19 protein-coding genes are annotated in these 26941 nt (G+C 61.6%); 8 read left to right on the top strand and 11 right to left on the bottom strand.

Features of this window, described 5'->3' with window-relative positions; all coding sequences use genetic code 11:
- Window positions 1-189: 189 nt before the first annotated feature.
- The 5 genes from SLW75_RS05805 to SLW75_RS05785 all read left to right on the top strand — a co-directional run bounded on the left by SLW75_RS05805 (window position 190) and on the right by SLW75_RS05785 (window position 7228).
- On the top strand, window positions 190-444 hold the full coding sequence (locus SLW75_RS05805) for a PAAR domain-containing protein (protein ID WP_410933880.1): 255 nt from the start codon (window positions 190-192) through the stop codon (window positions 442-444).
- 8 nt (window positions 445-452) lie between these two features.
- Window positions 453-1433: a hypothetical protein gene (locus tag SLW75_RS05800; RefSeq protein WP_410933879.1), complete on the top strand. Its 981-nt coding sequence runs from the start codon at window positions 453-455 to the stop codon at window positions 1431-1433.
- The gene (locus SLW75_RS05795; RefSeq protein ID WP_410933878.1) at window positions 1430-4216 is read left to right on the top strand and encodes a type VI secretion system Vgr family protein; all 2787 of its coding nucleotides are present in this window, start codon (window positions 1430-1432) and stop codon (window positions 4214-4216) included. Before SLW75_RS05800 ends, SLW75_RS05795 begins: the two co-directional genes overlap by 4 nt.
- Window positions 4217-4218: 2 nt before the next feature.
- Window positions 4219-6186, top strand: coding sequence for a phospholipase D-like domain-containing protein (locus SLW75_RS05790; protein WP_410933877.1), 1968 nt, complete (start codon window positions 4219-4221; stop codon window positions 6184-6186).
- A 73-nt stretch (window positions 6187-6259) separates the two neighbouring features.
- Window positions 6260-7228, top strand: a complete 969-nt coding sequence (locus tag SLW75_RS05785; protein WP_410933876.1) for a DUF6396 domain-containing protein — start codon at window positions 6260-6262, stop codon at window positions 7226-7228.
- A gap of 280 nt (window positions 7229-7508) precedes the next feature.
- Here the strand turns inward: SLW75_RS05785 and SLW75_RS05780 are convergent, their stop codons facing one another.
- Complete coding sequence (locus SLW75_RS05780) at window positions 7509-8987, bottom strand: MFS transporter (protein ID WP_410933875.1); 1479 nt, start codon at window positions 8985-8987, stop codon at window positions 7509-7511.
- A 54-nt stretch (window positions 8988-9041) separates the two neighbouring features.
- Window positions 9042-10283, bottom strand: a complete 1242-nt coding sequence (locus tag SLW75_RS05775; protein ID WP_410934359.1) for a glutamine synthetase family protein — start codon at window positions 10281-10283, stop codon at window positions 9042-9044.
- Window positions 10284-10637: 354 nt separating this feature from the next.
- Between SLW75_RS05775 and vioA the strand changes: the two genes are divergently transcribed.
- Together vioA and SLW75_RS05765 are read left to right on the top strand one after the other, a co-directional pair.
- The gene (gene vioA, locus SLW75_RS05770) at window positions 10638-11756 is read left to right on the top strand and encodes a dTDP-4-amino-4,6-dideoxy-D-glucose aminotransferase VioA (protein WP_065987252.1); all 1119 of its coding nucleotides are present in this window, start codon (window positions 10638-10640) and stop codon (window positions 11754-11756) included.
- Between the two features lie 77 nt (window positions 11757-11833).
- Complete coding sequence (locus tag SLW75_RS05765; protein WP_410933874.1) at window positions 11834-15367, top strand: glycosyltransferase; 3534 nt, start codon at window positions 11834-11836, stop codon at window positions 15365-15367.
- A 77-nt stretch (window positions 15368-15444) separates the two neighbouring features.
- Here SLW75_RS05765 and SLW75_RS05760 read toward each other — a convergent pair whose 3' ends face one another.
- The 9 genes from SLW75_RS05760 to SLW75_RS05720 form a co-directional block, all read right to left on the bottom strand.
- Window positions 15445-16464, bottom strand: a complete 1020-nt coding sequence (locus SLW75_RS05760) for a ketoacyl-ACP synthase III (protein WP_410933873.1) — start codon at window positions 16462-16464, stop codon at window positions 15445-15447.
- 7 nt (window positions 16465-16471) lie between these two features.
- A complete protein-coding gene (locus tag SLW75_RS05755) occupies window positions 16472-17113 on the bottom strand; it encodes an acetyltransferase (protein ID WP_410933872.1) in 642 nt (213 codons plus the stop codon).
- Window positions 17110-17871, bottom strand: a complete 762-nt coding sequence (locus SLW75_RS05750; RefSeq protein WP_296311675.1) for an SDR family NAD(P)-dependent oxidoreductase — start codon at window positions 17869-17871, stop codon at window positions 17110-17112. The genes SLW75_RS05755 and SLW75_RS05750 overlap by 4 nt, the downstream gene beginning before the upstream one ends.
- Window positions 17872-18975, bottom strand: coding sequence for a ketoacyl-ACP synthase III (locus tag SLW75_RS05745; RefSeq protein ID WP_410933871.1), 1104 nt, complete (start codon window positions 18973-18975; stop codon window positions 17872-17874). It abuts the gene before it with no gap.
- Window positions 18972-20042, bottom strand: coding sequence for an aromatic ring-hydroxylating oxygenase subunit alpha (locus tag SLW75_RS05740; protein WP_410933870.1), 1071 nt, complete (start codon window positions 20040-20042; stop codon window positions 18972-18974). Before SLW75_RS05740 ends, SLW75_RS05745 begins: the two co-directional genes overlap by 4 nt.
- A 112-nt stretch (window positions 20043-20154) precedes the next feature.
- A complete protein-coding gene (locus tag SLW75_RS05735; protein ID WP_237254702.1) occupies window positions 20155-20382 on the bottom strand; it encodes an acyl carrier protein in 228 nt (75 codons plus the stop codon).
- A 355-nt stretch (window positions 20383-20737) separates the two neighbouring features.
- The gene (locus tag SLW75_RS05730; protein WP_296311657.1) at window positions 20738-21448 is read right to left on the bottom strand and encodes a class I SAM-dependent methyltransferase; all 711 of its coding nucleotides are present in this window, start codon (window positions 21446-21448) and stop codon (window positions 20738-20740) included.
- Window positions 21449-21582: 134 nt separating this feature from the next.
- Window positions 21583-22431, bottom strand: coding sequence for a phytanoyl-CoA dioxygenase family protein (locus tag SLW75_RS05725; RefSeq protein ID WP_410933869.1), 849 nt, complete (start codon window positions 22429-22431; stop codon window positions 21583-21585).
- A complete protein-coding gene (locus tag SLW75_RS05720; RefSeq protein ID WP_065987244.1) occupies window positions 22428-23006 on the bottom strand; it encodes a class I SAM-dependent methyltransferase in 579 nt (192 codons plus the stop codon). The genes SLW75_RS05725 and SLW75_RS05720 overlap by 4 nt, the downstream gene beginning before the upstream one ends.
- A 354-nt stretch (window positions 23007-23360) precedes the next feature.
- On the opposite strand from SLW75_RS05720, the gene SLW75_RS05715 reads away from it, so the two are divergent.
- The gene (locus SLW75_RS05715; RefSeq protein ID WP_410933868.1) at window positions 23361-26915 is read left to right on the top strand and encodes a glycosyltransferase family 2 protein; all 3555 of its coding nucleotides are present in this window, start codon (window positions 23361-23363) and stop codon (window positions 26913-26915) included.
- Window positions 26916-26941 lie beyond the last annotated feature (26 nt).

Below are 26941 nucleotides of genomic sequence, written 5' to 3'. Positions count from 1 at the left end.
AATCAGCTTTTCGCCCCTCAAAATGCGAGCTTCATCACGCCACCTGTAGGACGCTTCACCGCGTCAGCGTGGGACGCGTCTTGAAATAACCTGTACCACTTTCAAGCCCCCGACCCTGTGTTAATTTCGCCGCTCAAACGCACCGGAGCATGGACGCTCATCGCGGCCACACCTCAGGGAAGTTTCGTCATGCGCCCCATCATTGTTCTCAACGACCCCACCCTCAAAGGCGGTCGAGTCATCCAAGGCTCGCCCTCCACCTTCCTGCACGGTCTCGAAGTCGCCCGCCACGGCGACGGCGTGCTCTGCTTTCACGGCCCCTGTGCCATCGCCGAAGGGGATGAAACCTGCCTCGTCGATGACCGGCCCATTGCCCGCGAGGGGGACCGCCTTCTGTGCGGCGACACCCTTGTGGCGACCCACGATGACTGCTTCATCCTGTAGGGGGCGTCATGAACGCATTCATCAAGCGACTGTTCGGCAAACATGTCGAGCTGCCACCGCCTCCTGCCCCTCAACATTACGTCCGGCCGAAGCGGAACATGTACGACCGGCTCGCCGAGAAACGGCTGGCACACGAAGCCGCCCAGCGCCTGCTGGACCGGGCCAAGCCTCGAGGTGATTTCTGCGCGCAGAGCGTCAGCGTCGAGGACCTCTGGCTCCGATTGCCCGGGCATTCCCTGGATCAGCGGTTACCTGTCCAGGACATACCCAGGCACGCGAACGCGCTGAGCCACGATTCAAGGCTGATGGCTGCCGATGGCTCGCGCCGACTGTTGCGGCGGATCGAGATCGAAGCGATTCCCCTGCCATCGATCAACCCACTCGCCCGCGCCCTCGAACTGCTCCAGGCAACGCTGACCCAGTGTCCGCTGCTAGACCGAGTCGCGGACTGGACGCAGATTGAAGTGCATCTGTTCCCGCCGTCCCATGTCGATCCACTGATCTGGTTTGAAACCGTGGTGAGTGTGTGGCCCCAGGTGTGGCTGCCCGGCGGCGGTTTCCGCATCGCCGTCGATGCACCGGGACCGTGGCTCGCCGAATTGCTGTCCAGCAACCTGAGCATGCCCAAGCATCTGTGCCTGAGCATCGACAGCTGGGCCACTCTGCCGGCCAACGCACACGCTGCGGATCCGGCGCCCTTGGGTGAGGTGGTATCCCTCGTTTCACTCAAGCGGGACGCGCGGACCGATACCCCGAATACCGTCCCCGAGCAGACCTTCAATCAGCACGTTCAGGCCCCGTCGCTGTGCGGCCAGGTCGGGACCGTTGCTGCCGAATGGACGCGGATGGCCCTAGGCTGCCTGGCGGCCCGCGCCTCCTCCGTCCACCCCCGATGGGTGCTTGATCTCACCGACAGCGATTCGAGCAGCGGATTGATCATCGCTGAATCTAGCGCTGTGCCCACTGCCCCGACAGGAAGTCCGACATGACCTTCGCCATAAACTCCCCCTTCACCCTCGCTGGCATCAGCCAGGAACGACGTCTACTGGAATTGAAGACACCGCTGACCGAGCCGCTGCTTGCCGTGCGCGTCCACGGCGTCGAGCGACTCGGCCGGATACCGCGCTACTGCGTGGACGTCGTCAGCGAATCGACACGCATCGATCCCAATCAACTGATCGGCGAGCCGGTGCGTCTCGCCATCAAGCTGGCCGACGGCAGCCACCGCTACAAACACGGCTTCGTGGGCAGCGTGCGGTACCTCGGCAGCGACGGCAGTTTGCAGGACTGGCAGCTCGAATTCGCGCCGTGGTTCAGCCTGCTGGAATACCGCCAGGACTGCCGCATCTGGCAAGACATGACGTTGATCGACATTTTCACCGAGGTATTCCGGGGGCATCCCCAGGCGCAGGGCCGTTACGAATTCAATTTGCGTCACGCGCATGCGCCGCTGTCCTACGTCACCCAGTTCAATGAGAGCGACGCCCACTTTGTGCAGCGCTGGTGCGAGCACGCGGGCATTTATTGGTACGTCGTTCATGAGGCTGACCAGCACAGGATCGTGTTCGTCGACAGCGTCCTTGACCTGCCGGCGCTGGAGCCGCAAGCGCTGCCTTTTCACACCCAGACGGCCGCGCTGGATCACGACAGCATCGTGGAGTGGAGTCAGGCCGACACGCTGCTCAATGGCCACGTTCTGTGGAGCAGCAACAATTACCGGGCGCACCGCCAGCCGCTCTCTGTCCGCTCCATGGGCCTTAATCCGCCCGGGGCGGCGAAGACGCTGGAACGCTATGAATACCGAGGCCAATACGCGTGGCACAGCGAGGACGACGGCAACTGGCAGACACGGGTGCAGATCGAGCAGGTGGAGTCCGCAGCGCGGCGCATCACCGGGCAAGGCGGCGTCCGGCACATGCTTCCGGGTCATGGGTTCGAGCTGCGAGGGCACCCGTTGTACGACAATGGCCCGCGCGACCGCCGGGCGTTCATGCTGATCGCTGTCGAGTTCTTCGCGCAAAGCAACCTGCCCGTTGCACTGACACTTCGCGAGCGGCCCGGCAGCCTGCAATCGCGGCTGAGAGGTCTCGGCGCCGACAAACCGTCCGAGAATGGCGAAGGCTTCTATTGCAACTCGTTTGAGCCTCAACGCCAGGACGTCCCGTACCGCAGCGCCTTCGAACACCAAAAGCCTGCTAACCCCGGGCCGCAGACCGCCGTCGTCGTGGCGCCCAATGGTGGGCCTGTGCAAACCGACGCGCTGAATCGGGTGTGCGTGCGCTTTCACTGGGACCGCCTCAGAGCACCGGAAAAAGCGCCCAGTTGCTGGCTGCGCATGCTGCAAAACAGCAGCGGCGCCGGTTGGGGCAGCGTCTACGTACCGCGCGCAGGCGAAGAAGTGGTGGTCACCTTCCTCGACAACGACATCGACCGCCCGCTGATCCTCGGCCAGGTCTACGGCGGCGACAAACCGGCGTGGCATTCCACGGGCCGGATGAGCGGCTACAAAAGTCAGGAAATCGGCGGGTTGGGTTACAACCAATGGGTCATGGACGACACCACCGCGCAATTGCGCACACAGATCCACAGCAGCCACGGCCACACCCAGCTGAACCCCGGCTGCCTGGTCGATCAACAGGGCAATGACCGAGGCGCGTGGCGCGGTGACGGGTTTGAATTGCGCACCGAAGCCTCCGGCGCCATTCGCGCGCCGCAGGGCTTGTACCTCAGCACCTGGCGCCGGACCAAGGCACAAAGTGGGCATCTGGACAGCAGCGAAGCCGGTCAGCAGTTGAGCGACGCCCTGCAGCGCATGGCGGCGCTGTCCGAGCAGGCCGGTCAGCACAATGCACTGGCGCTGGACGAAGGCGTCGACAATCTGAACCGCCTGCATCAGGCCGCGACGCACTCGCACCGCCAGGGCAATGAGACATCTCAGGGCTATAACGCGCCGCTGATCGTCGCTTCGGCGCCTGCCGACATCGCCGCTGTCACGCCCGAGAACATCCAGCTGCACAGCGGGCGCCACACCAGCCTCTCCAGCGGCGAAGACATCAACCTCGCCAGTGCACGCTCGCTGCTGGTCAGCGTGGGTCGCAGCATCAGCCTGTTTGCCCGCGACGCCGGGGCGAAACTGTTCGCGGCGAAGGGCAAGGTGGAGATTCAGGCCCAGGACGACGCCATCGAACTGACCGCCAAAGATAGCGTGCGCATCACCTCCACGGCGCGAACCATCGAGATCGCTGCCCAGGAGGAGATTCTGCTGACCTGCGGCGGTGCCTTCATCCGCCTCAAGAACGGCGATATCCAGATTCACGCCCCCGGCACCATCGACATCAAGGCGGCGAAGAAAAACATCGGCGGCGCCAGCCGGATGGACCGCGAACAGACGCCATGGCCACAAAGCACGGCGGGCCAGACGCTGACCTTGCTGGCCGCGCAAAGCAGCGCCGCCAGTCACCAGCCGTGGACCGGCATGCCTTATACGGTGTTCGCCGACGGGGTTGAGATTGAAAAGGGCGTGATGTCGAGCGACGGGAAAATCAGCGTCGAGCACCGCGTATCGCGCTCGCGCTACCGCGTCGAACTGGCCAACGGCGCCAGCTATGACATCCCGGTCAGCGGCGATTACCTCGGCGATCAGGACAACGGCGCCCGCGCCAACCGCGGCCTGCACCGCCACCAACACAGCCTGACGCCCGGTTCGGGCGAAGCACCCAGCCAGTACCGCGAAGACTACGACCGCCTCAACGACCCGGACACGGAAGCCTGAAGATGAACACACCCAGCATCACCTGCCCCATCGCCACCCGCCAGACCTCATCGGCCGTCATGAACCAGCGCTGGATGGTCGAGTGCAGCGAGTATTCGCCAAAGCCTGCGACGTTCGAGCCGCTGGTGAATGGTGAGCGAGCGTTTGGCGCGGTTCACGACGCGATCATGGCGGCAAAACATTCGGTGGAGATCATCTGCTGGGGGTTTCAGCCTTCGATGTATTTCAAGCGCGGCGGTGGTCAGGCGCAGTGCATCGGCGAACTGCTGGTCAATAAAGCCTCCCTTGGCGTGAAGGTGCGCGTGCTGTGCTGGTCAGACAGCGCGCACCTCACTGCGATGTTCGCGGAGAACATGACACCAGGCCGCAATGTGGCCTCTGTTGTATCGCACGCCGGCGACTGGCGCTCCGATTGGCAGAAGGCGTTTGACTGGGAATGGTACCGCCGCGCATCAGAGCCTTACACCGAAGCCAGTTCGCCGCTGGACAGGTTGTTTCCGGCACTCAAGCCATTCCGATTGAAGGCCTTACTGGCGAAAGAAGTGTTCAGCCTCGGCGCGAAGCCATTCGAAAACATCGAGTTTGCGGTCCGCGACCTGGGGCTGGCCGACCGAGCCGAGATTGCCTATCAAATATGGACGCGCTCCCGGGAGCAAGGCGCGGCAGAACTTGAGGCGGCCGGCAAGGCAGCGGCGATGTCGGTGATCCCCACTCATCACCAGAAAATGGTGCTGGTGGACTACGAGCACGCTGACCGGGCGGTCGGTTTTGTCATGGGCCACAACATGCTCGACCCCTATTGGGACCGCGATGACCACGCCCATGCTCGTGCCGATGACCTGTACGGGCGCAACGGCTCCACGCCACGCCAGGACATCTCAAGCCGCGTCACCGGCCCGGTCCTGCAAGACCTGAATGCCAACTTCACCCAGGCCTGGCTGAAGGCGACCGGCATTGACCTGCAGACCGCCCGCGAGCCCCTCGCCGCCCACCTGAAACCGCGCAAAGGCTTTGGGCCGCCGATGATGGCGCAAGTGCTGCGCACCCAGACCGAGGCAGGGAAACGCGACATCCGGACGATGTACCTGCAAGCGGTCAAGAACGCGACCCAGTTCATCTACATCGAGAACCAGTACTTCCGCTGGAAGCCGTTCGCCGACGCCGTTGTCGACATCGCGCGGCGCCATGCCGAAGGCGGCCGCGATCCCGGCGAACATGGCTACCTGCACCTGTTCGTCGTCACCAACTCCTCCGACGAAGGCATGGCTGACGGCGCACTCGGGACCTTTCGCATGCTCCGGCAGTTGGGCCGCAGTGAAGTCATGCCCTCCGTGGAGCGTTTGGAACACGATGATTACTGGCAAGCGAAGCTCGATGCGCTGCACGAGGAGTACATTGCCGCGCAAGTCAAACTGGCCGCCTACTACAACCGTGTGGACGCGATGGGCAGGCTTGATGGACCCATCGAACGGTTGGAAATCGAACGCGATGAACTGGCCAGACAGTACGCAGAACTAAAAAGGCAGCTCAAGAGCGAGAAAAGCGCACCCATCACTCCGACTGATGTGCCTGGTTTAAAAGTCCACATCTGCACACTTGTTGCGCCAGACTCTCCGCCCGATAACTGGCTGGAAGTGTATATCCACAGCAAGTTGATGATTATTGATGACGTGTTTACCACGTTGGGCTCGGCGAATATCAATGAGCGAAGTATGAGTTCGGACAGCGAGTTGAATATATGTGTCGAGGATCCTGCGGTGGCGAAGCCGTTGAGGCGGCAGTTGTGGGGATTGCATACGGGGGGCAACAGCTCGAGTGAGGACATATCAACGGAATTCCAGACATGGAGTGATGTGCTGACTGAAAACAGTGACCGTCGAGACCCGATGAGTCAAGCCAAACTACGGACACCCGCTTGTTCGCTCGTGGAATTCTTACGACTCAGCCCGAGCCGCAAAAATGTTGACTAAATGCAATTTTTATCGGAGCTCATTGTTCGCACTTATTTTATCCTTAGCTGGTTGTGATTATGGAGACAAACCAATGACATCATTTGTTCCAGAAAAAGCAGATTGGGAAGTCGCGTTCAAACGATTAGAGTTTGAATGTATTCATGAAAAAGATCGTCTGCCTCCACTGGACCCAGCTGCACATCGCCTATATCAATATGGATTACACCTATCGCAACTTTCCGGGCCAAAGGATTTCGATCAGACGGCGCGCTACTATCGGATCGCCGCCGCGCATGATCACTATCGTGCTGCGACAAACTTGCAAGCGCTGCTATCACAGGGCCTAACAAACGCCCCGCGCCCCGCGAAAGAGACTATTGATTTGGTAGAAGATTTGATTAACCGCGGCATCCCAGGAGCTTACTATGATATGGGTCACTATCTTGAACTCGGATATGGTGTCAGGCAGGATGCTGAAGCAGCTCGCTACTATTTCAGACGCGCGGCTGACTATGGAAATCCGGAGGCTCAATATTACGTAGCTAATTTATTGGCGAAGACTGGTAAAGCTGAAGCCATCCCACTTGCCATGATGCGCTGCTCCATGGAACAGGGACATCGCGAGGCGGCGCTGAGATACGGCGTATCGAGAAAGAATGAAGGTCTATTCATTGAAGCTCTTGAAGCTTATCAATCAGCATCTGAATTCGGAAATCCCGCTGGAGCGCGCAGGCTTAGAGAGGCATTTAACTACAGCAAGACAAGCAACGAAACCTATTACTTAGCAGCCGATATTGATAGCGAAAGATCACGACGATATAGCCTTATAACTAACTTTTTGAATAAATACGAACACCTCGGCGCCAAAGTCCCGGACATCGACCAGATCGTACCCCTCCCCCCCGCCAAACTCCCCGAGTGGGACGAAACATTCGAATGGAAGCGCAAGCGCGACGCCGCCGTACCTCCATCCCCCCCCAGTAAGGAACTGATCGCGCGAATGTGCGAGGAGAAAGACCTTGATCCAGCAACAGGTTGGCCGTTGAGCGGATTGAGGTGATAGCACTCGGCGCAGATTGTAGGTTACATGGAGATCAACTGTAGGAGCGACCGGGGTGGCGCTCCACCTTGCCCACGAATTGGGGTGGGTCAGACAAAATCCATTTCGCAGACAGATCGCCTTCGCGAGCAAGCTCACTCCTACAGTGGCTTGTGTCGGCCAAGGTTTGAGGGTGTGACACAGAACCTGTGGGAGCGCCACCCCGGTCGCTCCCGCAGAGTTCTACGGCGCAGCGCAAAAAGCGGATGGCAGCAAGATCAAAAAGATCGGCAAGCCTCCATCACAAAGGCCGATCCACCCCAACATCCCGCCGCACTTCGGTCGTCTCCTCCGGCCCAGCCGCACCAGGTTCAGCAGCCACTTCCTCATCCATAATCGCCACCGGCCGCACAACGCCCTCACCCGATGCCACAACCCGCTCCACCATCTCTGGCGGCACGTCAGCTTCAGCCGCCACATCCGGCGCAACCTCTGACGAAACCTCTGGCTCAGGCTCAACGTCCTGCATCTGATCCTGCACCACCTGTTCATCCACACGCGGGTCAAGGGCGACCACCAGCGGTGAGCTGGACATGCTGTCGGGCATGGCGATGTGGTGCAGCGGGGCGTCTTCGACCTGGTGCAGGTTGGTGACGGCTTTAGGACGGATACGCAGCACTAGCACCAGCGCCACGAAGCAGACAAAGGCATAGAGCATGTTGCTGCCGAACATCTTCATCAGCACGCCGGACACCAGCGGGCCGATACTCGCGCCGACGCCGTAGGTCATCAGCAGCATGGCGGTCAGCGACACGCGCCGCTCGCCTTCGACGTGGTCGTTGGAAAACGCCACGGCCAACGGGTACAGCGAAAACTGCAACAGGGATGCCAGGAAACCCACCGCCAGCAACAGCTCCATGGGCACACTCGGGAGGATCGCCAGAGGCAGCGATGCCAGCACCAGCAAGCCGGCGACGCCACGGATCAGCCAGGCACGGTCATAGCGGTCTGACAGCTTGCCCAGCGGGCCTTGCACGATAAGGCCCGCGCCGATGCAGCTGGCCATGAACAGACCGACATGCTCGGTGGACAGTCCCTGTTGCGCGGCATACAGCGGCGCCAGGCCGTAGAACGAGCCGATGATCATGCCGGCGCTCAACACCGTGGTCAGCGACTGCGGCACACGTCGCATGAAGAACAGCGGCTCCAGCGGTGCCGGGTGCATGGGCGCCGGGTGAATGCTGCGGGTCATTGCCACCGGCACCAGGCACAGCGCAAAGCACATCGCCACGAGCATCAGCAGTTCAGGGCCGAGCTGCGGGTGGATGACCAGAATCAGCTGGCCGAGCACCAGCCCTAGGTACGAGGCGATCATGTAAAGGCTGAACACGGTACCGCGCTGCTTGGGCGAGGCCTGCTCGTTGAGCCAGCTCTCGATGACCATGTACTGGCACATCATGCCCAGGCCGACGATCATCCGCAGGAAGATCCACGCCGGGAGATAGTCGAACAGCCCGTGACCCAGCACCGCGGCGCCGACGATACCGGCGCACGTGGCGTACGCACGGATGTGCCCGATCCGGCCGATCAGCCGGTGGCCGATCTTGCCGCCCAGGGCCAGACCGACGTAGTTCGCCGCCATCAACGCACCGACCCACAGGCCATCGACCTGATCGGCGGCCAGACGCAAGGCAAGGTAGGTGCTGAGCAGGCCCGAGCCGATCAACATCATCAGCGAGGCAAAATACAGCGCTCGAAAGGACTTCCAGATTTGGCGCATAGCTTTCCAAAAGACGGAAACCCTCGATTTCAGAGGATTTCCGAACAGCGATTCTTAAGCCTGAGCGGCCAGAACGCGGCGCTCCCAGGGGGTGATTTCGTTGAAGAAGCTGATCAGTTCCAGGGTCTTCGACGCGACGTAGCCTTCGATGAATTCGGCACCAAACAGTTCCTTGGCCAACGTGCTGCGAGTCAGACGTTCCAAGGCAGCGTGCAAGGTACATGGCAACGACAGATTATCGGGCACGACGAACTCACCTTGAATCGGTGGCGACGGTTCGAGCCTGTGCTCAATACCATGAAGCCCCGCAGCCAGACTGGCCGCAATGGCCAGATACGGGTTGGCGTCGGCGCCGGGCAGACGGTTCTCGACCCGACGGGCGACCGGTGCGCTGGCCGGAATGCGCAGGCCCGCCGCGCGGTTGTCGTGGGACCAGCAAGCATTGTTCGGCGAAGCAAACGGATGGCACAGGCGCTGATAGGAATTGACGTTCGGCGCGAACAGCGCGGTGAAGTCGGCCATCGCCGCCTGCTGCCCACCGATGAAGTGATGGAACAGCTCGGTGGCCTCGCCCTGATCGTCGCTGAAGATGTTCCGGCCGGTGGCGGTTTCGACCACGCTCTGGTGAATGTGCATTGAGCTGCCGGGGGTGTGCGCCAACGGTTTGGCCATGCACACCACGATCAAGCCGTGCTTGAGCGCGACCTCCTTGAGCATGTGCTTGAACAGGAACGTCTGGTCGGCCAGCAACAACGGATCGCCGTGCAGCAGATTGATCTCGAACTGGCTGACGCCCATCTCGTGCATGACGGTGTCGCGGGGCAGACCCAGCGCCGCCATGCAGGCATAGACCTCTTTGAAGAACGGCCGCAGGCCATTGTTGGAACTGATGCTGAACGCCGACTGGCCGTCTTCGCGACGACCGTCCAGACCGACCGGCGGCTGGAAGGGCTGGCTCGGATCGGAGTTGGGCGCGAAGACAAAGAATTCCAGTTCGGTGGCCACCACCGGTGACCAGCCATGGCGGGCATAGCGGGCAATCACCGATTTGAGCTGACCGCGGGTGGACAGCGGCGACGGTTGGCCGTCCAGCTCGTCGGCGTCGCAGATTGCGAGGGCGCGCGGCTCGTCGCTCCACGGCAGACGATGGGTCTGCTGCGGGTCGGCGATCAGGGCCAGATCGCCATCGTCGCTGCCGTAGAATTTCGACGGCGGGTAGCCGCCCATGATGCATTGCAGCAGCACACCCCGCGCCAGCTGCAACCGACGGCCTTCGAGAAAGCCCTCGCCGGACATCACCTTCCCTCGTGGCACGCCGTTCAGATCCGGCGTGACGCATTCAATTTCATCAATGCCCATCAGTCGCTGCGCGAGTGAATGGTGGTCATCGCTGCTCATGACTCAAATCCTTTTTCGTGGGGCACGCCGCAGTGCGGCAAGGCGTACAAAATAAGCGTCGGGCGTTCGGAATATCAAGCGCATCTTCGCAGCACGGCGGGTTGGCCGGGTTCTTGCTTTTTCGGTGCCATAGCGCCGCAAACGCCATTTCGATGACGGCGAGCGTTCGACGACGCCAGCCAACACAGCGCGGGCGTTCCGCCGTGCGTCCACGAGCACAGCCCGCAGCGCGTCAGAGAGCACAGGAAGCTTATGAGTAAAACGATCCCGGTCACCCAGCCTTTGCTGCCGCCGCTGGAAGAGTTCATGCCTTATCTGCAGCAGATATGGGACAGCAAGCGCCTGACCAACGCCGGCCCGTTCCATGAAAAGCTGGAGAAGGACCTGGCCGCGTACCTGGGCGTCGATCATTTGTGCCTGTTTTCCAACGGCACACTGGCGCTGCTGACCGCATTGCAGGCCTTGCGCGTGACTGGCGAAGTCATCACCACGCCCTACTCGTTTGTCGCCACCGCCCATTCGCTGCTGTGGAACGGGCTCAAACCGGTGTTCGTCGACATCGCGCCGGGCACCTTCAACCTCGACCCAGACCGCATCGAAGAGGCCATCACCCCGGCAACCACCGCGATCATGCCGGTGCATTGCTATGGCATGCCGTGTGACGTCGACCGCATTCAGCAGATCGCCGATCGTTATGGCCTGAAGGTGATTTACGACGCCGCTCACGCCTTCGGTGTGCAGCACCAGGGGCAGAGCCTGTTGCGCAACGGCGACCTGTCGGTGCTCAGCTTCCACGCTACCAAAGTCTTCAACACCTTCGAAGGCGGCGCTATCGTCTGCCCCGACGCGAAGACCAAAAAGCGCATCGATTACCTGAAGAACTTCGGTTTTGCCGATGAAGTGACCGTCGTCGCCCCCGGCATCAACGGCAAGATGAGCGAAATCAACGCCGCGTTCGGCCTGTTGCAGCTCAACTACATCGACGGCGCGCTGGAACGCAGAAAGCAGATCGACACGATGTACCGGGAAGCCCTGACGCAGATACCCGGCATCGATTTGCTCTGGAGCCCCGGCGAGCACCACAACTATTCCTACTTCCCGGTGCTGGTGAGCGACGCCTTCCCCATCAGCCGCGACGCCTTGTTCGAGCGCTTTCGCGAGCAGGACATTCTGGTCCGGCGCTATTTCTATCCGCTGATCTCGTCGTTCCCGATGTACCGCAGCCTGGAGTCGGCCAAACCGGACCGCCTGCAGGTGGCGAGCGATGTGTCGAATCGGGTTCTGTGCCTGCCGATCTTCGATAGCCTGACCCCGGATGAATTCGCCCGCATTATCGCGATCATGCAGACGGTGCTGGCCGAGCACCGCTGAGCCGCGCCCACATTCACATCGCCGGTCCGCACCCATGAGCGCAAACCGGCGCCCGTCATCCGTCGCAAGGTAACCCGATGAGCGCTTCACGCCTGGTCAGCATCGTCATTCCCGCCTACAAACCCACGTACTTCGAGTTGGCGCTGCGCAGCGCATTTGCCCAGGACAACGATCAGTTGGAGATCGTGATCTGCGACGACTGTCGTGACGGCGGCATTCGCGCGCTGGTGGATCAGTTGACGCCGGAAAGCCCGTTCCCGATTCGTTATTTCTTCAACGAACAGTCACTGGGCGAAGCGCTGAACGTCGCGCGCGGCATCAAGGAGGCACGCGGGGCGTACATCAAGTTTCTCTACGATGACGACCTGCTGGAACCCGAGTGTGTCAGTGCGCTGGTCGAGCTGCTGCATGGCCATCCGGACATCACCCTCGCGGCGGCAACCCGTCGCCTGATCAACGAAAACGGCGAGTTCCTGCGGGAGAACATGCTGACGGTGTTCCCGTTCAAGGAAGACGTGGTCATCCACGGGCCGGAGCTGGTGGCCCTGCTGTCGGAACTGCCGTTGACGTTTATGGGCGAACCCAGTTCGATCATGTGCCGGCGTGACAGCGCGCTGGCCTATGGTCAGGACCTGATGGCGCTCAAGGGTCTGCCGATCCACTGGCTTGGCGATATCAGCCTGTACGTCAAACTGCTGCGTGAGGGCAATCTGGCGTTCATCAGCCGTCCGCTGTCGCGCTTTCGCATGACCGACACCCAGAGCAGCAGCATTGTCAGGTCAACGCCGCAGATCGCCAAAGAAGGCCACGCCAACTTTTACCGCATCACCAAAGAGCTTGAGTGGCTTCGCCCGCTGGCGGACAACGGCGACGTCAAGGTCGCGCCGCTGCATGATCGGGAGAACTTCGTCCCCTTCAATCTGCGTGCCTGGTTCTTGCAGAAGTCGGCAACGGAGGTCCGCCACGACCAGATCCAGGAGTGGGCCTGGCAGCGTCGCCCCGCCGGGCCGCAGAAGCCGCACATCGTGCAGTACTTCCAGCAGCACCACGGCGCGCCGACCTTCGCGATCATCGTCTCCGATCTGCATAACCGCCAGCAGGCACTGGTCAAGACCCTGGTCAGTGTCGAGGCGGCCACCCGCGGCTGGATGCCGCCACGGGTGTTCGTGCTCTACGACGGCAGCCGCGAGACGCCGCAACAAGTGGCGGACAACCCGGCTGTGTATGTGCCGGTCACGGGGCGCAACTGCGCGGCGCCGCTCAACCGGCTGATGGATGAGCAAGGCTTCGACTGGTTTCTGATGCTCGATGCCGGCGCGACAGTCAATGTCGCCGGGCTGTTCAAAGCGGCGGTCAAAATCAGCGAAGGGCCGACCACCCGGGCCCTGTTCGCCGATGAAATCGCCCAGACCCAGGACGACACGTCGGAAGTCATGCTGCGGCCGGACTTCAGCCTCGATTACCTGCTCAGCTGCCCGGGGGTGACCAGCAAGCACTGGATCTTCAACCGCTACTCGGTCATTGATGCCGGGCGGTTCGATGCGCACTACCCCGAGGCGCTTGAACTGGACCTGATCCTGCGCCTGATCGAGCACGATGGCATGGGTGGCCTCGAACACATTGCCGAGCCCCTCGTCACCCACCGACCGCAAGCGCGGGAGTCGAACCTCGATGAAGCGCGAACGCTGCAGCGCCACTTGCTCGCCCGAGGCTATGAAAACGGCCAGGTGATCGAGACACGCCCTCGGCAGTACCAGATCAAGTACGGCCACGCGGGTCAGCCCAAGGTCTCGATCATCATTGCCACTCGGGACCAGATCCTGCTCGTGCAGCGTTGCGTCGAGAGCATTCTGGAGAAAACCACGTACCCGAATTACGAGATCCTCATCGTCGACAACGACAGCCAGACGTCTGAGGCCATTGACTGGCTGAACGGCGTCGCGGCCATGGGCCTGGAGCAGGTGCGCGTGCTGCGCCATCCCGGCGAATTCGACCGCTCAGCCCTCTACAACAGTGCGGCAAGCGAGGCGACCGGCGATTACGTGTTGCTGCTCGACACCAGCACCGCGGTGTTGCACGGCGACTGGCTCGACAACCTACTCAATCATGCGCAACGGCCCGAAGTCGGTATCGTCGGCGCAAAACTGCTGGCGCCGGACAACACGATCCGCCACGCGGGCCTCATCCTCGGTTTACACGAGCCTGTCACCCCGATCTTCAGCGGCCAGAGCGGCGCCAGCGAAGGCTATATGCAGCGGCTGGCGGTGGATCAGAATTACAGCGCGGTCAGCGACGCCTGCCTGATGATCAGCCGGGCGCTGTTCGAAGCGGCGGACGGGCTGGACGAGGGTGAGCTGAACAACACTTATCGCGGCGTCGACCTGTGCCTGCGCGTGAAGGAGTCCGGGCGGTTGATCGTCTGGACGCCCCACGTGGTGCTGCTTCACGAGGCCGCGCAACTTCCAGAAGCGGTCCCGCCCGAAGCGCCAGACGACGAGGCCAGCGCTGCGCTGTACCGCAAATGGCTGAAGTACATCGCCCATGACCCTGCGTACAACGATAATTTTTCAGCCCGTGCCCAGGGCTTGCAGCTCGAAATCAATACGGCACTGACCTGGCGGCCGCTGTCATGGCGGCCCGTGCCGATCGTGCTCTCGCACCTGAACGACCTCTGCCCGGCGAGCCAACGCCTGAACGGTGCGCTGGACACCCTCGCTGACGCACTGCTGATCGAGCCTGTGTCCGTGCCTGACGTCCTGACCCTCGGCGAGTTCGCCCGCCTGCGCCCGGAAGCAGTGATCCTCCAATGCCCCTTGAGCGAAGCGTCCCTTGACGACATCCGCACGATCAAGGCGCACACCCAGGCGCTGCGCCTCTGCGACATGGATCAATACCCGCCGTCAGCCGAGCGATTGCCCGGCGCGCCTTTAGCCCAACAACTGCGTGACGGTCTTCAGACCAGCCTTGCACTGATGGACAAGGTGGTGGTGTCCAGCCCAGGGCTGGCCAATGAACTGAGCGCGCTGCATCCGCACATCGAGGTCATCGAAACCCGCTTGAGCGAACGCTGGCAGCGGGTGCAGTGCCATTCGCTGCCCCATGACAAGCCACGGGTCGGCTGGGTCGGCACGCAGGCGGAAGTAAACGATCTGGCGCTGATTGCGGACGTGATCGAAGCATTCGCCGACCGGGTCGAGTGGATCATCATGGGCCCGTGCCCGCAGGCCCTGCGCCCTTATGTTCATGAATGGCGCAGCCCGGTGGAAGGTGTCCTGTATCCCGGCGTGCTGGCGTGTCTGGACCTGGACGTCGCCCTGATTCCCGCTGACCACGATGTGTTTGGCGAACACAGAAGCTGCCGCCTGGCGCTGGAGTTCGGCGCCTGTGGCTATCCGGTCATCGCCACCGACGTGCAGGGCCTGCGCAACCACCTGCCGCTGACGCGGGTGCAAAATACAACGGCCGCCTGGACCGACGCCATCGACCAGCACCTCAACGATCTGGACGAATCAAAACGACTCGGGCAGGCCTTGAAACAACGCGTGATGAGTGACTGGACGATGGATGAGGCGTATCTGCAGCGCTGGCGCCAGGTGTTGCTGGACCGCTGAATAAAAAGGGCTCCTTCGTGGAGCCCTTTTTGTACCGGTGAACAGGCACTTTACGCGCTTGAGGGTGACCCATTCGCTCACCAGCGAATCACGCACCCACCCCACGAATACCCCACGCCGAAACCCACCGCCGTGATCACGCTGCCGGGTTGCACCTGGCCGTTCTTCAGCGCTTCTTTCAGCGCGATGGGAATGCTGCACGACACCGTGTTGCCGCAGTGCTTGAACTCGGTGATGAATTTCTCCGGCGGCAGCTTCAGCCGGCGGCGCAGGGCTTCGAGCATGAACTGGTTGGCCTGGTGAAAGACGAACAGGTCGGAATGCTCGACCGTGAATTGCTCGTCGAACAGGGAGGCGAACAACGCCGGGACACGCGTCATGGAGAATTCGAAGATCGCCGGGCCGTTCATGTACAGGTCCGCGTCCGAACGGACATTGCCGCTGTCGTCTTCGTACTCGACGGGCATGTGTTCCGCGTCGAACGGCCGGCGGGCAGCGCCCATGGGCACGATCAGGTTGTTCGCGCCGGCGCCGTCGCTGCCGTAACGGAAGCGATCGAGGCAAGGCCCCTCCTCGTCCGACGCTTTGATCAACGTGGCGGCCGCCGCATCGCCGAACAGCGTACGCACGCTCTTGTCCCGGGGGTTGATGTAGCGGCTGTAGGTTTCGGCGGTGATCAGCAGCACGTTCTTGCACTGTCCGGATTCGATGAAACCTTTGGCAATGCCCAACCCGTAGATAAACCCCGAACAACCCTGATTGAAATCGAACGCGGCGCAGTGCTGCGGCAGTTGCAGGCGATGCTGCAGGATGCAGGCGGTGGCCGGGAGCATGTGATCGGGGCTTTGGGTGCAGTAGATCAGGCAGTCGATCTGCTCGCGCGGCGTGGCGCTGGTGGCGAAGAGTTTTTCGCAGGCGCGAAACGCGAGGTCCGAGGCGGTCTCGTCGTCGGCAACGATGTGCCGCTGACTGATCCCGGTCTTCTGGAAAATCTTGTCGACGTCCCACTCCGGAAACGCGTCGGCCAGCATCTGGTTGTCGAGCACGCGCTCAGGCAGTTCGTATTCGATCTCGGCAATTCGAGCGTAGGTAGGCATGTCGTTCTTATCCTGAGATGCACTTGGCCGGCACACCGAAAACCACGCTGCCGGGTTTGACCGCGCGCAGCACCACGCTGCCCGCGCCGACCACAGCCCCTTTGCCGACGCGCACCTTGGGCAGCACGGAGGCGCGCGAACCGAGGAACACTTCGTCTTCCAGCACCGCGCCGCCGGTCAGATCACAGTGCCCGCTGAGGGTCGAGAACTGGCCGATGACGGTGTCATGGCCGACGGTACACAGCGAGTTGATCGTGACGAAATCGCCAACGACCAGGTCCACCGACAACACTGAAAACGGGCACACCAGCACGCCCCGCCCGATGGTCACGTTCTCGCCGACGATCGCCGTGGGGTGAATCAGCGTGAAAAACGCCGCGCCCTTGGACAGCAGCTTTTCCACCACGTATTTCTTGTCAGCGGGCTTGCCGATGGCGCAGAGCAGCAGCTCATCGTCGGCCGGTTCGTAGGCGTCGATGGTCGAGATAATGTCGGCGTAATGACTGAAGCGATTGAGGGACAGGCTGCCATCATCGATGAAGCCGCCGATGACGTAATCCGGGTTGTGCTCGACCCAGTCCTTGAGCCAGGAATGGACCTCCCGGCCCAGACCGCCTGCGCCGACGATAATGAGTTTTGTGGTGTTCATTCGGCCAGGTAACCTCCATCGACAACCAGCGAAGTACCCGTGACCCAGCGCGCGGCCGGTGACAGCAGATAATTGACGGCGTAGGCCACGTCCAGCGGATGACCGAGCCCCAGCGGATGTTTGCGTTCGATGGCGGCCATGGCGTCTTCGCCGACCAGGCCTTCGAGCTTCTGCGCCATTTCGGTCTTGATCACGCCAGGTGCGATGGCGTTGACGCGGATGCCTTCCCGCGCCAGCTCAAGGGCGGCGGCGCGGACCATGGATTCGACCGCGCCCTTGCTCGCGCAGTAACCGATCAACGCGGGTTGAGCGACCTGAGCCATGACCGAGGACAGCATGACGATGCTCGACGGGTTGCGGCACACGCCTTTTTGCCGGAACGCCTTGATCAGGGAAAACCCGGACGTGACGTTGGTGGCAAAGATGGTTTCCCAGTGGTCCAGGCCCATGGCCCGAATCGGCAACGGTAATTGCACGCCCGCGGCATGCACCAGACCGTCGAACGGCGAGCCATTGCGGGACAGGCCTTTCAGCCAGGCGGAAACATCGCCGCCACCCAGAAAATCGAACACCTCGACCGAGTGACCTTCGCCGTGCAGCTGGCTGAGGGTTTCCTCCAGGCGCTGAGTGTCACGGGCCACGGCGACGATGCGCGCGCCCTGCCGGCTCAGCCAGATGGCGACTTCACGGCCGATCCCGGAGGACGCGCCCGTGACCAGGATGGACATGCCGTCCAGTGAGAAAGGATTGCTCTGCACTTACGCCTCGCTACTGTCTGTGCCGACCAGGGTCAGCGGGCTGATCCACGTGTTGTCGAGATCGACGACGCACCCGGCCCACGAATACCCCACGCCGAAACCGGCGAGCAGGTGCTGGCCGTGCAGGGTCGATCCGCTGTCGGCCGTGGCCGCGTTGGCGCTGAGACTCAACGCCAGGGGAATCGACGCGCTGCTGGTGTTGCCGACGTTCTGCAGATTGAGCACGACCTTTTCCGCCGGCAATTTAGTCTTCTTCGCCAGGTGCTCCAGCATGAAGCGGTTGGCTTGGTGGAACACATAGTTGTCGATGGGGCGTTGCTGCTCCTCGGCGTGTTGTTCCAGCGTACGCACCAGCCCCGGCACGCGGGCCAGGGTGAAGGCGAAGATCTCGGTGCCGTTCATGTACAGGTCGAACGGCCCGCGCACGTTGTCTTCACGGGTGGAGCCATCGGCCCCCTTGCGGTCACGAAACCCGCCGCCGGGGACGATGAGGTTCTTCTCGCCACGGCCGTCGGTGCCGAGCACGAACGGTACGCCCGCAACAGTACTGTCGTGGTCGAGCAACGTGGCGGAACCGGCATCGCCAAACAGCGCGGCCACCGAGCGATCACCCGGCGCCACCAGTTTGCTGATGGTGTCGCCGACCAATAGCAACACCCGTCGGCTGCCGCCACCGGCGATCATCGCCGAGGCCATCCACAGCCCGTAGACGTAGCCCGAACACCCCATGTTCACGTCGAGCGCTGCGGTGGTCACCGGCAATCCAAGGCGCCGCTGCAAGGTGCAGGCGGTGGCCGGGAGCACGTAGTCCGGGGTCTGGGTGATGAAGATCAGCGTGTCGATGGACGACTTGTCGATGCCCAGATCCGCCAACAGACGCTCGGCCGCCTCGACACACAGGTCCGAGGTGCACTGGTCCTGCACCACATGCCGGCGTTCGATGCCGGTGCTGGCCATGATCTTGGTGATGCTCTCGTCGCCGAAGCGCCCGGTCAGGTCCGCAACATCCGACACGGCCTTGGGCAGCGCACAGGCGATGCCCCTGATTTTGACGTTGGCAATGCTGCGCACTGCGTCAGCGTTATTGCCCGTGACGCTACTCATACCCGTTCCTCGCCAACCGTTGTAGCGGCACCGGCCTGTCGTGCCCACTCCGCGCAGGACGCCCGAAAATGCAGAAGCTTGGCTTCCAGCGAGCTGTAATAACGCGGGGCATGCCAGGACCAGGTGTCGCCAGGAATTCTCTTGCAGATAGTGTGATCTTCTTCAAACACGGTCCGGTTGTTGTCGGCCGTGGAGGTCATGAACGTGGACACGATCTCGTCGTATCGCTCGGACGCGGCACGCAGCGGGTACAGCTGGCTGGTGAACCAGGTCCGGTCGGGTTGGGCAGAAGGAAAGAAATTCTGCATCGACCACGAATAACCGTAGGTCGAGGACAGCATCGAAAACGGATACAGAAAAAGGCTCACGTACCCTGCGTAGGCCTCCCGCGGGGCGAAAAAGCGCGACAGGCTTTCCAGCCGCCGGGCGACCTTTTCGTTCTCCACCGGGGCGTACCAGATGGAATTCTCGCCGTGGAACACATTCTCGCCGACGCCCAGTTTCAGGGTCGCCAGGGTGTCCCGGTGCACGAGGGGGATGTGGTACGGCTCGAGGGCGTTTTCCAGGGAAATCGGCCAGTCGGCTTCGAAAACGTAGCGATTGAAGTCCGCAGGCTTGTTCAAATTCGGCGTTGTCTGCTCAAGCAGCGTGAAGATGTGCTGACCCAACTGGTCAAGCAGCGACGCCCGGGGCTCGATGGCAAAAAACACCAGCTCGCCGCAGGTCGCCAACTTGAAGAAGTTCAGGCTGGCGCTGCCGATGTCACAGCCGACAAAACGCTTGGCGTCCGGGATGCGCAGCTGTCCGGCGGCGTAGTTCCAGCCGTGGTAGGGACACAGGATCCGCTGCTGGCCGGCGTCTTCGGTGAAAAACCGCGTCCCTCGGTGGGGGCAGCGGTTGTCGAAGGCGATCAGATTGCCCGCGTCGTTGAACACCACGACTTCGAAATCCAGCACGTTGAAGCGCACAAAATCCTTGTCGTCGGCCACTTGCGACTTCAGGCAAAGCGGATGCCAGTAGGCTTTCACCAGGTCCGGCGCGATCCGTTGTGAGGCTGTGCACGTCATGAGTCTGTCCAGAAAACGGGGGACACGCTTCAGAGCGCCACACCGAGGGCCGCATGGCTGCCCGGATGATGAAACGCTTACGCCTGGAAGCGCTGGATTCGGATACCGGGGGTTATTCCGAAACGAGCGTAATGACGTCCCGGACGGTTTCGCACTTGTTCAGGCGCGAAGCCGAAATCGTTTTCTCCAGGCGCTCGTCGACCAGGGCCATGAAGGTGACCAGGGCAATCGAATCCCAGTCCAGCGGCTGGTCGACCTTGAGGGTGCCCTCATCGGCTTCCATCGCTTCTTCGATCAGCGCGACGACTTGCTCTTCCAGTGCCACTGCTTGCTCTACCATCTCTCGCCACTCCACAGAACTTGATCGGACGCCTTCGCCGATGCGTGGTGGGACTGAAGCAAGTTCCGAACCAGAACCCGAAAAGCAGGTGGCGGAGCCCTGAATACAAGGGCTGCAGGCCATGTGAGTAAAAACGCGGAATTCAGGCGAGACAAAAAAACGGCGCGCTTGAGATGCGACCAGGCCGTTGTATCTGGATTGACTGCAGCCAACGACGTAGGTCAGGCGTTCTGCGATCAATTGTGGGAGCGAGCTTGCTCGCGAAGACGCCGGTACACCCCGTCAATCTCCAGCGGCGAAATGCCGTCTTTGCAGGCCACTATTGTGGCCCGCGCTGGATCAGCGCCCACCGTCATTACTCTGCAGTTCTTTCGTCACCGATTGTCGCGCCACGCATGTGAAACACCAGCATCGTGCCTTCGATGTGGTACAGCTCCAGACTGCCAGCCAGCTCTTCCAGGTAGCGAGTCAGCTCCGGGAATTGCGGGTTACCGTAGTCGTGCCAGACGATGCAACTGCTGTCGCCACCCAGCATCTTCAGCGAGTTTTCGGTGTCGCGCTTGACGTACTCATACTCGTGGTTGGCATCGACGAAGATGAAGTCGAACTTGCCCGCGTAGGGCGACGGATCGAAGGCCATGGAGTCCTGCAGAATCTGCCGAACCATTGCCTTCTTCGGCGACTGATTGTACTTGCGGCTCGACAGCACGGCCTTTTCGGCAAGCAGTTTGTCATCACCCTGGAACACGATGCCGTCGGTGTCCGGCAGGTCCAGCGTGTAAATGCGTGGCTCGCTGTCGCCGTTGTCCGGCAGGTCTTCCAGCACCAATCGGGTGGTGCGCCCGTCGAAGGTGCCGAACTCGAAGACGAAGTCCGGGTTGATGGCGCGGACCAGCTTGAGCAGCATGACCGACTCAAATGCCGTCAGGCTGCCTGCGCCGTCGGCGGGGGGCATGAAGAATTTGACCTCTTCTTCCCGGCCGTCCTCGATGCTCAGCACACGGTAGGGCCGAATGTGCATCAGCGCTGAAGGGGCGTACGTCCGGGTCGCGAGACAGGTATCCATTTTCTCTCCTCAAGTCGGATCTGGCGCTGAGCAATGCGCGGTGCGCAGAGGCCGATAAGCCTCGTCAGCTTTAACAATGTTCGGGGTCAATAACGACTGATCACGGCAACGCGCGAACCGTACGCCGCATTGAGTCATTCGGTGGTACCGCTCGCCCTGTGTACGGCGTCGGCCTTCAACTGCGCCAGTTCTTTCTCGTAGTTAACGATTTTCAGAATGCGCGAGTTAACGAAGTGGCGGGTGATGTCCTTCGGCGAAAAAAAGACATCGGTCTGCCATTCGCCGCAGATGAGTTCTTGCCCGGTAGGGTCGTCTGCCGGCTGAATAATCATGTCGGCCAGGATGCGATCAACCCCTGAAATGTTCGGTCCCGACTCATGCCACAGGCGACTGTCCATGATCACGAAATCGCCCGGCGCCAGTTCGGGGGTGACGGTCGGCCACTGCACATCGAAACTCGCTGGATTGATTTCACCGGCATCGCCGAGCGAGCCCAAGGCATGGGAGCCCACATGAAAAGTCATGCCGCCGTTGTCTTTGTTCACCGCACTGATTGCCACAAAAACGCTGCACTTGTTGGTATTGCCAGCGTGATAACAACTGTCCTGGTGCAGGAACACTTTGTTGGCACTCAGCGCGTCCTTGATGACAAAGCGATGGTTATACAACGCGATGTGCTCGCCCATGAGCGGTTTGAGCGTCGAGGCAAAAACCGGCTCGCGGTACATGTGCGCGAGGCCTTCAGGCAATTGTTCGTTGAGCGACACCGGGTTGGCGCGATTGACGTCCCGCCCCTTTTCCAGCACCTCCCTGTAAAAACGTTTCCACTCGTTCTGCCATGCATCAACCACGTCCCGGGGCACGGCATTACGCACCACAAAAACGCCCGTCTTGCGAAACACGTCAACGTCGAATGCCTCGGACGAGAGCCGGGGAATCAGCGCGTCGAGGGATTTCACGCTGTTGTGCACGGCGCTGTTCATATGAAGCGGAACGTCAGTTCGCTGTCTTTGGTTTCCTTGAACTTGTTGCAACGGGCAAGGACGTTATACCGAATCGGGAACAGTTCACGGTCCGGGGATTCAAGGATATCGATCTCGACGATATCGAAATCGCGCAGCAACGCATTCCAGCCATGTTCGGTGATGCGCCAGCAGTCCGGGCTCGGGCCATGGATGCGCCAGTTCAGCGGTGCGGAAATCAGCAAATAACCCTCGTGTTTGAGGATGCGGCGAATTTCCTTGATGGTGTCGAACGGGTTCAGCGTGTGCTCGATGACTTCCATACAGACGACGCAGTCATAGGCGCTGTCGGCAATGAATTCGTTCTTGCGGGTTATATCGCCAACAAGGGTCGGGCCATAAGTGTCAACGATGTCGAAGGTATCAACGGCAAACTGGGTGAAGCTTTCCCTGACCAGCGAACGTTCCTGGGGGCCGACTTCCAATAAACGTCCGGTCTGTTCGTGGAGCGACTCGGCGGTCTTCTTGACGAAGTGCTGCAGGTGATCACGGGCCAGCTGGAAGGTGTCGTTATCGAATTTCGAAGGTGTCGCCATGATAAGTCCCGCTGTCTGCCTGGGGCAGTGATTGGAAGATAACCGGCGTTAAGCAAAGACGCCTGTCTTTCGAGTATCGGCATGAATCCGACGATCATTAATCTACTCAAGCACGCTTTCCATCAGGCCTCAAGACCTATCACGCGAGCACAACTGGCCACCCCCACAGGGCCACTAATTGGCCAGTAACTTCGAGTTTTACGGCGAAACCTGATGCCCATCCGTTGGCCGGGATATTGCTTCACCGGATGTTCATGCCCGAGGCGTCATTTTCATGACGGGTCGCTTGCGCCCCCCGTTCTCCTGTCAATGCGCCGATGTTCGAGGCAAGTTTTTTAACTACCGGATACCCCCATGGATTCTCAACGACTGGTTAGCGTCGTCATCGCCGTCTGCCGCACCGAGTTTTTTGAAACCGCGCTGAGAAGCGTGATCGGGCAGACCCACGATGCCATTGAAATCGTGATCTGCGACGACGCCACCGACGGTCTGGCAGAAACCGTGACGGATCTGTACCGGGCGTCGTGCCAGTGGCCGATTCGCTACCTGCGCAACGAATCTCCACTGGGCGCTGACGCCTGTTTCAACCGCGCCGTTGCCGACGCTTGCGGGCGGTACATCAAGTTCATGGCCGGTGACGCCGTGCTGGCGCCGGACTGCATTCAGCAGATGGTCGCGGCGCTGGAGGTCAATCCTCAGGCCTCACTGGTGGCGGCGCACCGCCAATGGTTGAACGCCGAGGGCGCGCCGCTGCAAGAGAATCTGGCGACCCGTTTTCGCGTCAGCGAGCCCACGGTATTCAACGGGCCTGACATCGTCGGGCTGCTGGGGGAGTTCACCTGCCATTTCATCGGTGAGTTGAGCAGCGTGCTGTGTCGCCGCGACGACCTGCTGGCGTTGGGCGCCGACCTGTTCGCCCTCAACGGCGAGTCCGTGGGTCCGCTGGGCAATCTGGCGCTGTACGCCACCTTATTGCACGACGCCGAATTGATCATGCTGCCCGCCACGCTGACGGGCACGCGCATCGCGCCGCAGCAGTTGACCCAGCAGGGCATCGAAATTGCTGGCACGGACAGCGATCATCTGCCCGCGTTTCACCGGCTGGTCCGTGAAGCCGGGTGGGCCAGCACCTCGCTGGACAACGGCTGGGTCGGCGCTCGCCCGCTGTCGGCAACCCAGGGCTTTACCGATTTCAATCTGCTCGCGCAGTTGTCTGCGCCGTTGCCGCAACGGCTCAACCCGCAACAGGTCGAGGCCTGGCTCGGTCATCGCGTCCCGACGCCCGAACAGCAAACGCAGATCGACCGGCACCTGGCCGACGTCGGCGCGCCTTCGCTGTTGGTGGTGATCAAGGATTTTGGCGACGCCCCGGAGAAGGTTCAGCGCAGCCTCGACAGCCTCGGTTCCCACAGCGCCCTGCACGCGGCTATGAACGTGGTGGTGTTGACGGACGCGACCGTGCTCCCGACCCTCGCCCTCGGAGTTCGATTGAACACGGTGGCCATCGGCAACCTGAACACCGCCGCACTGCTCAACCAAGTGATTGAAACCCAGCGTTTCGACTGGCTCATCGTGATCGATGCGGGCACCCAATTCACACCGTTCGGCCTGACTGCCGGCGCGCTCAAGCTGCTCGAGTCCCCTGACGCCCGTGCTGCCTTCGCCGACGAAATGCACCGGCGACCTCGGGGTGGTCTGAGTTCGGCCATGCGCCCGGACGTCAACCTCGACTACCTGCTGAGCTACCCGCTGCTGACGGCGGGTCATTGGCTGTTCCGACGGGAGACGCTGCTGGAGCTAGGCGGGTTCGATGAAGGCTTCGCCGATGCCGCGGAGTTCGACCTGATTCTGCGTTTATACGAGCGTGAAGGCGCCGGGCAGATCATCCACATCAGCGAACCCCTGCTGGTCTGTGACCTGCCGGAAGCGGTGGACAATCCCGACGAAATCGAGACGCTGCAGCGCCATCTGCAGGTGCGCGGCTACCCCCAGGCGACCATCGAACACACCCTGCCCCGCCGCTACCACGTGCAGTACGGCCACAGCGATCAACCGTTGGTGTCGATCATCGTCCCGACCAAGGATCAGCTGCCGTTTTTGCAGCGTTGCGTCGAAACCCTGCTGCACATCACCCGCTACCTGAATTACGAACTGCTGATCGTCGATAACAACAGCGAAACCCCCGAAGCCCTTGAATGGCTGGCGCGCATCGACGCCCTGGGCTCGGCGCAGGTGCGCGTGCTGCGTTACCCGCACCCGTTCAACTATTCCCGCATCAATAACGTCGCCGCGGCCCAGGCCAAGGGCGAGTACCTGGTGCTGCTGAACAACGACACCGCCATCGTCCACAGCCGTTGGCTCGATGAACTGCTCAATCACGCGTTGCGCCCTGAGGTGGGCGTAGTCGGCGCCAAGCTGCTGTTCCCCAACGGACGCATGCAGCATGCCGGCGTGCGCCTGGGCATGGACGGGCCGGCCGGTCATCAGCACATCGGTGAGCCCGGTCACATTCAGGGCTACATGCAGCGCGTGCAGGTGGATCAGGATTTGAGCGCGGTGACGGCGGCGTGCCTGATGGTCCGCCGCTCGATTTACGAGGAGGTCGGCGGCCTGGATGAAGAGGCCTTCGTCGTGTCCTATAACGACGTCGATCTGTGCATGAAAGTTGGCGCCCTTGGCTACCTGAATGTCTGGACGCCCCATTCGGTGTTGATTCACGAGGGCAGCGTCAGCCAGACCCACGTCGACACCGCCACGCAGCAGGCCAAGCGCAAGCGCTTTGTCGGTGAGCAACTGGCGATGTACCGCAAATGGCTACCGACCCTGGCGAACGACCCCGCCTTCAACACCAATCTGTCGTTCGACCTGCAATCGGTCGAGCTCGAACTCAACATGCCGCTGGTCTGGCGGCCAATGGCCTGGCGCCGCGACCCGGTGGTGCTGGCCTACCCTGAAGGCCTTTGGGCCTCGCCCCACGAACGGGTGATCGCGCCGTTCGAGACGCTGCAAGCCGCCGGTGTGGTGGACGGCATGCTCAGCAGCCAGCCGCTGTCGATTCCTCAGGAAGGACGGCTCAAGCCGAAGGTCGTGGTGTTTCAGGCCCGGCTCGACGCCGACCACCTGCAAACCATCGCCCGCGCCCAGCTGCTGCCGGATGCCTTCGTCGTGCTCGACATCAATGACCTGCAACTGGGTTCCCGGACGCCGGGCGAAGACCCGTTCGCCTTCGATGCCGAGTGCGTTGACCTGCTGCAGAAGAGCCTCCATCAGGCCCATCGCGTAATCGCTTCGACCCAAGTGCTCGCTGATATCGCCGGGGAGTTTCACGCGGACGTTCGATTGCTGCCTTCGCGCCTGTCGCCGCAGATCTGGGGCAACCTCGTCTCGAGCCGTGGAGTGGGTGGCAAGCCGAGGGTCGGTCTGGTCAGTGATCACTGGCAGCCACAGGATCTGCATATGATCCTTGCCGTGGTCGAGGCCCTGGCAGAAGAGGTGGAGTGGATCGTGCTGGGCGATGACCAGGGCGTGCTGCGCGGCCATGCCCATGAATCCCATGACCGGCCGCCCGCCGAGCATTACGCTACAGCCGTCGCCGGACTGAACCTCGACCTGGCCCTGCTTCCCGCCGTGGATAACCTGTTTGGCGCCTGCAAGAACAACATCACCCTGCTGCAACTCGGCGCCTGCGGTGTGCCGGTGATCTGCAGCGACGTTCGCGCCTACGCGGGGGATTTGTCGGTGACGCGGGTGCCCAACACGCTGGAGGCCTGGGTGAACCTGATTCGCGCCCACACGATGGATCTGGCCAGCGCGGCGCTGCTGGGCGACGATTTACGCAAACAAGTGCTTCGCGACTGGATGTTCGACGAAGAGGCTGTTCAGGCCTGGCGCGAGGCGTGGTTGCCCTGAGACCAAAGGCGCCTCATCAGTCCTCA

Origin of the sequence: Pseudomonas sp. W5-01 (assembly GCF_046540435.1) — a bacterium.
GTDB classification, from domain to species: Bacteria; Pseudomonadota; Gammaproteobacteria; order Pseudomonadales; family Pseudomonadaceae; genus Aquipseudomonas; species Aquipseudomonas graminis_B.
The sequence above is the reverse complement of the archived record's forward strand: the minus strand, read 5'-3'. Positions and strand labels throughout refer to the sequence as shown.

What these genes read in the sequence shown, in the direction of transcription:
- SLW75_RS05765 (WP_410933874.1), top strand. Translation starts at nt 11,834, where the DNA reads ATGAGCGCTTCACGCCTGGTCAGCATCGTCATTCCCGCCTACAAACCC.
- SLW75_RS05740 (WP_410933870.1), bottom strand. Translation starts at nt 20,042, where the DNA reads ATGACGTGCACAGCCTCACAACGGATCGCGCCGGACCTGGTGAAAGCC.
- SLW75_RS05775 (WP_410934359.1), bottom strand. Translation starts at nt 10,283, where the DNA reads ATGTCCGGCGAGGGCTTTCTCGAAGGCCGTCGGTTGCAGCTGGCGCGG.
- SLW75_RS05720 (WP_065987244.1), bottom strand. Translation starts at nt 23,006, where the DNA reads ATGGCGACACCTTCGAAATTCGATAACGACACCTTCCAGCTGGCCCGT.
- SLW75_RS05790 (WP_410933877.1), top strand. Translation starts at nt 4,219, where the DNA reads ATGAACACACCCAGCATCACCTGCCCCATCGCCACCCGCCAGACCTCA.
- SLW75_RS05805 (WP_410933880.1), top strand. Translation starts at nt 190, where the DNA reads ATGCGCCCCATCATTGTTCTCAACGACCCCACCCTCAAAGGCGGTCGA.
- SLW75_RS05725 (WP_410933869.1), bottom strand. Translation starts at nt 22,431, where the DNA reads ATGAACAGCGCCGTGCACAACAGCGTGAAATCCCTCGACGCGCTGATT.
- SLW75_RS05785 (WP_410933876.1), top strand. Translation starts at nt 6,260, where the DNA reads ATGACATCATTTGTTCCAGAAAAAGCAGATTGGGAAGTCGCGTTCAAA.
- SLW75_RS05795 (WP_410933878.1), top strand. Translation starts at nt 1,430, where the DNA reads ATGACCTTCGCCATAAACTCCCCCTTCACCCTCGCTGGCATCAGCCAG.
- SLW75_RS05755 (WP_410933872.1), bottom strand. Translation starts at nt 17,113, where the DNA reads ATGAACACCACAAAACTCATTATCGTCGGCGCAGGCGGTCTGGGCCGG.
- SLW75_RS05715 (WP_410933868.1), top strand. Translation starts at nt 23,361, where the DNA reads ATGGATTCTCAACGACTGGTTAGCGTCGTCATCGCCGTCTGCCGCACC.
- SLW75_RS05800 (WP_410933879.1), top strand. Translation starts at nt 453, where the DNA reads ATGAACGCATTCATCAAGCGACTGTTCGGCAAACATGTCGAGCTGCCA.
- SLW75_RS05730 (WP_296311657.1), bottom strand. Translation starts at nt 21,448, where the DNA reads ATGGATACCTGTCTCGCGACCCGGACGTACGCCCCTTCAGCGCTGATG.
- SLW75_RS05735 (WP_237254702.1), bottom strand. Translation starts at nt 20,382, where the DNA reads ATGGTAGAGCAAGCAGTGGCACTGGAAGAGCAAGTCGTCGCGCTGATC.
- vioA (WP_065987252.1), top strand. Translation starts at nt 10,638, where the DNA reads ATGAGTAAAACGATCCCGGTCACCCAGCCTTTGCTGCCGCCGCTGGAA.
- SLW75_RS05760 (WP_410933873.1), bottom strand. Translation starts at nt 16,464, where the DNA reads ATGCCTACCTACGCTCGAATTGCCGAGATCGAATACGAACTGCCTGAG.
- SLW75_RS05745 (WP_410933871.1), bottom strand. Translation starts at nt 18,975, where the DNA reads ATGAGTAGCGTCACGGGCAATAACGCTGACGCAGTGCGCAGCATTGCC.
- SLW75_RS05780 (WP_410933875.1), bottom strand. Translation starts at nt 8,987, where the DNA reads ATGCGCCAAATCTGGAAGTCCTTTCGAGCGCTGTATTTTGCCTCGCTG.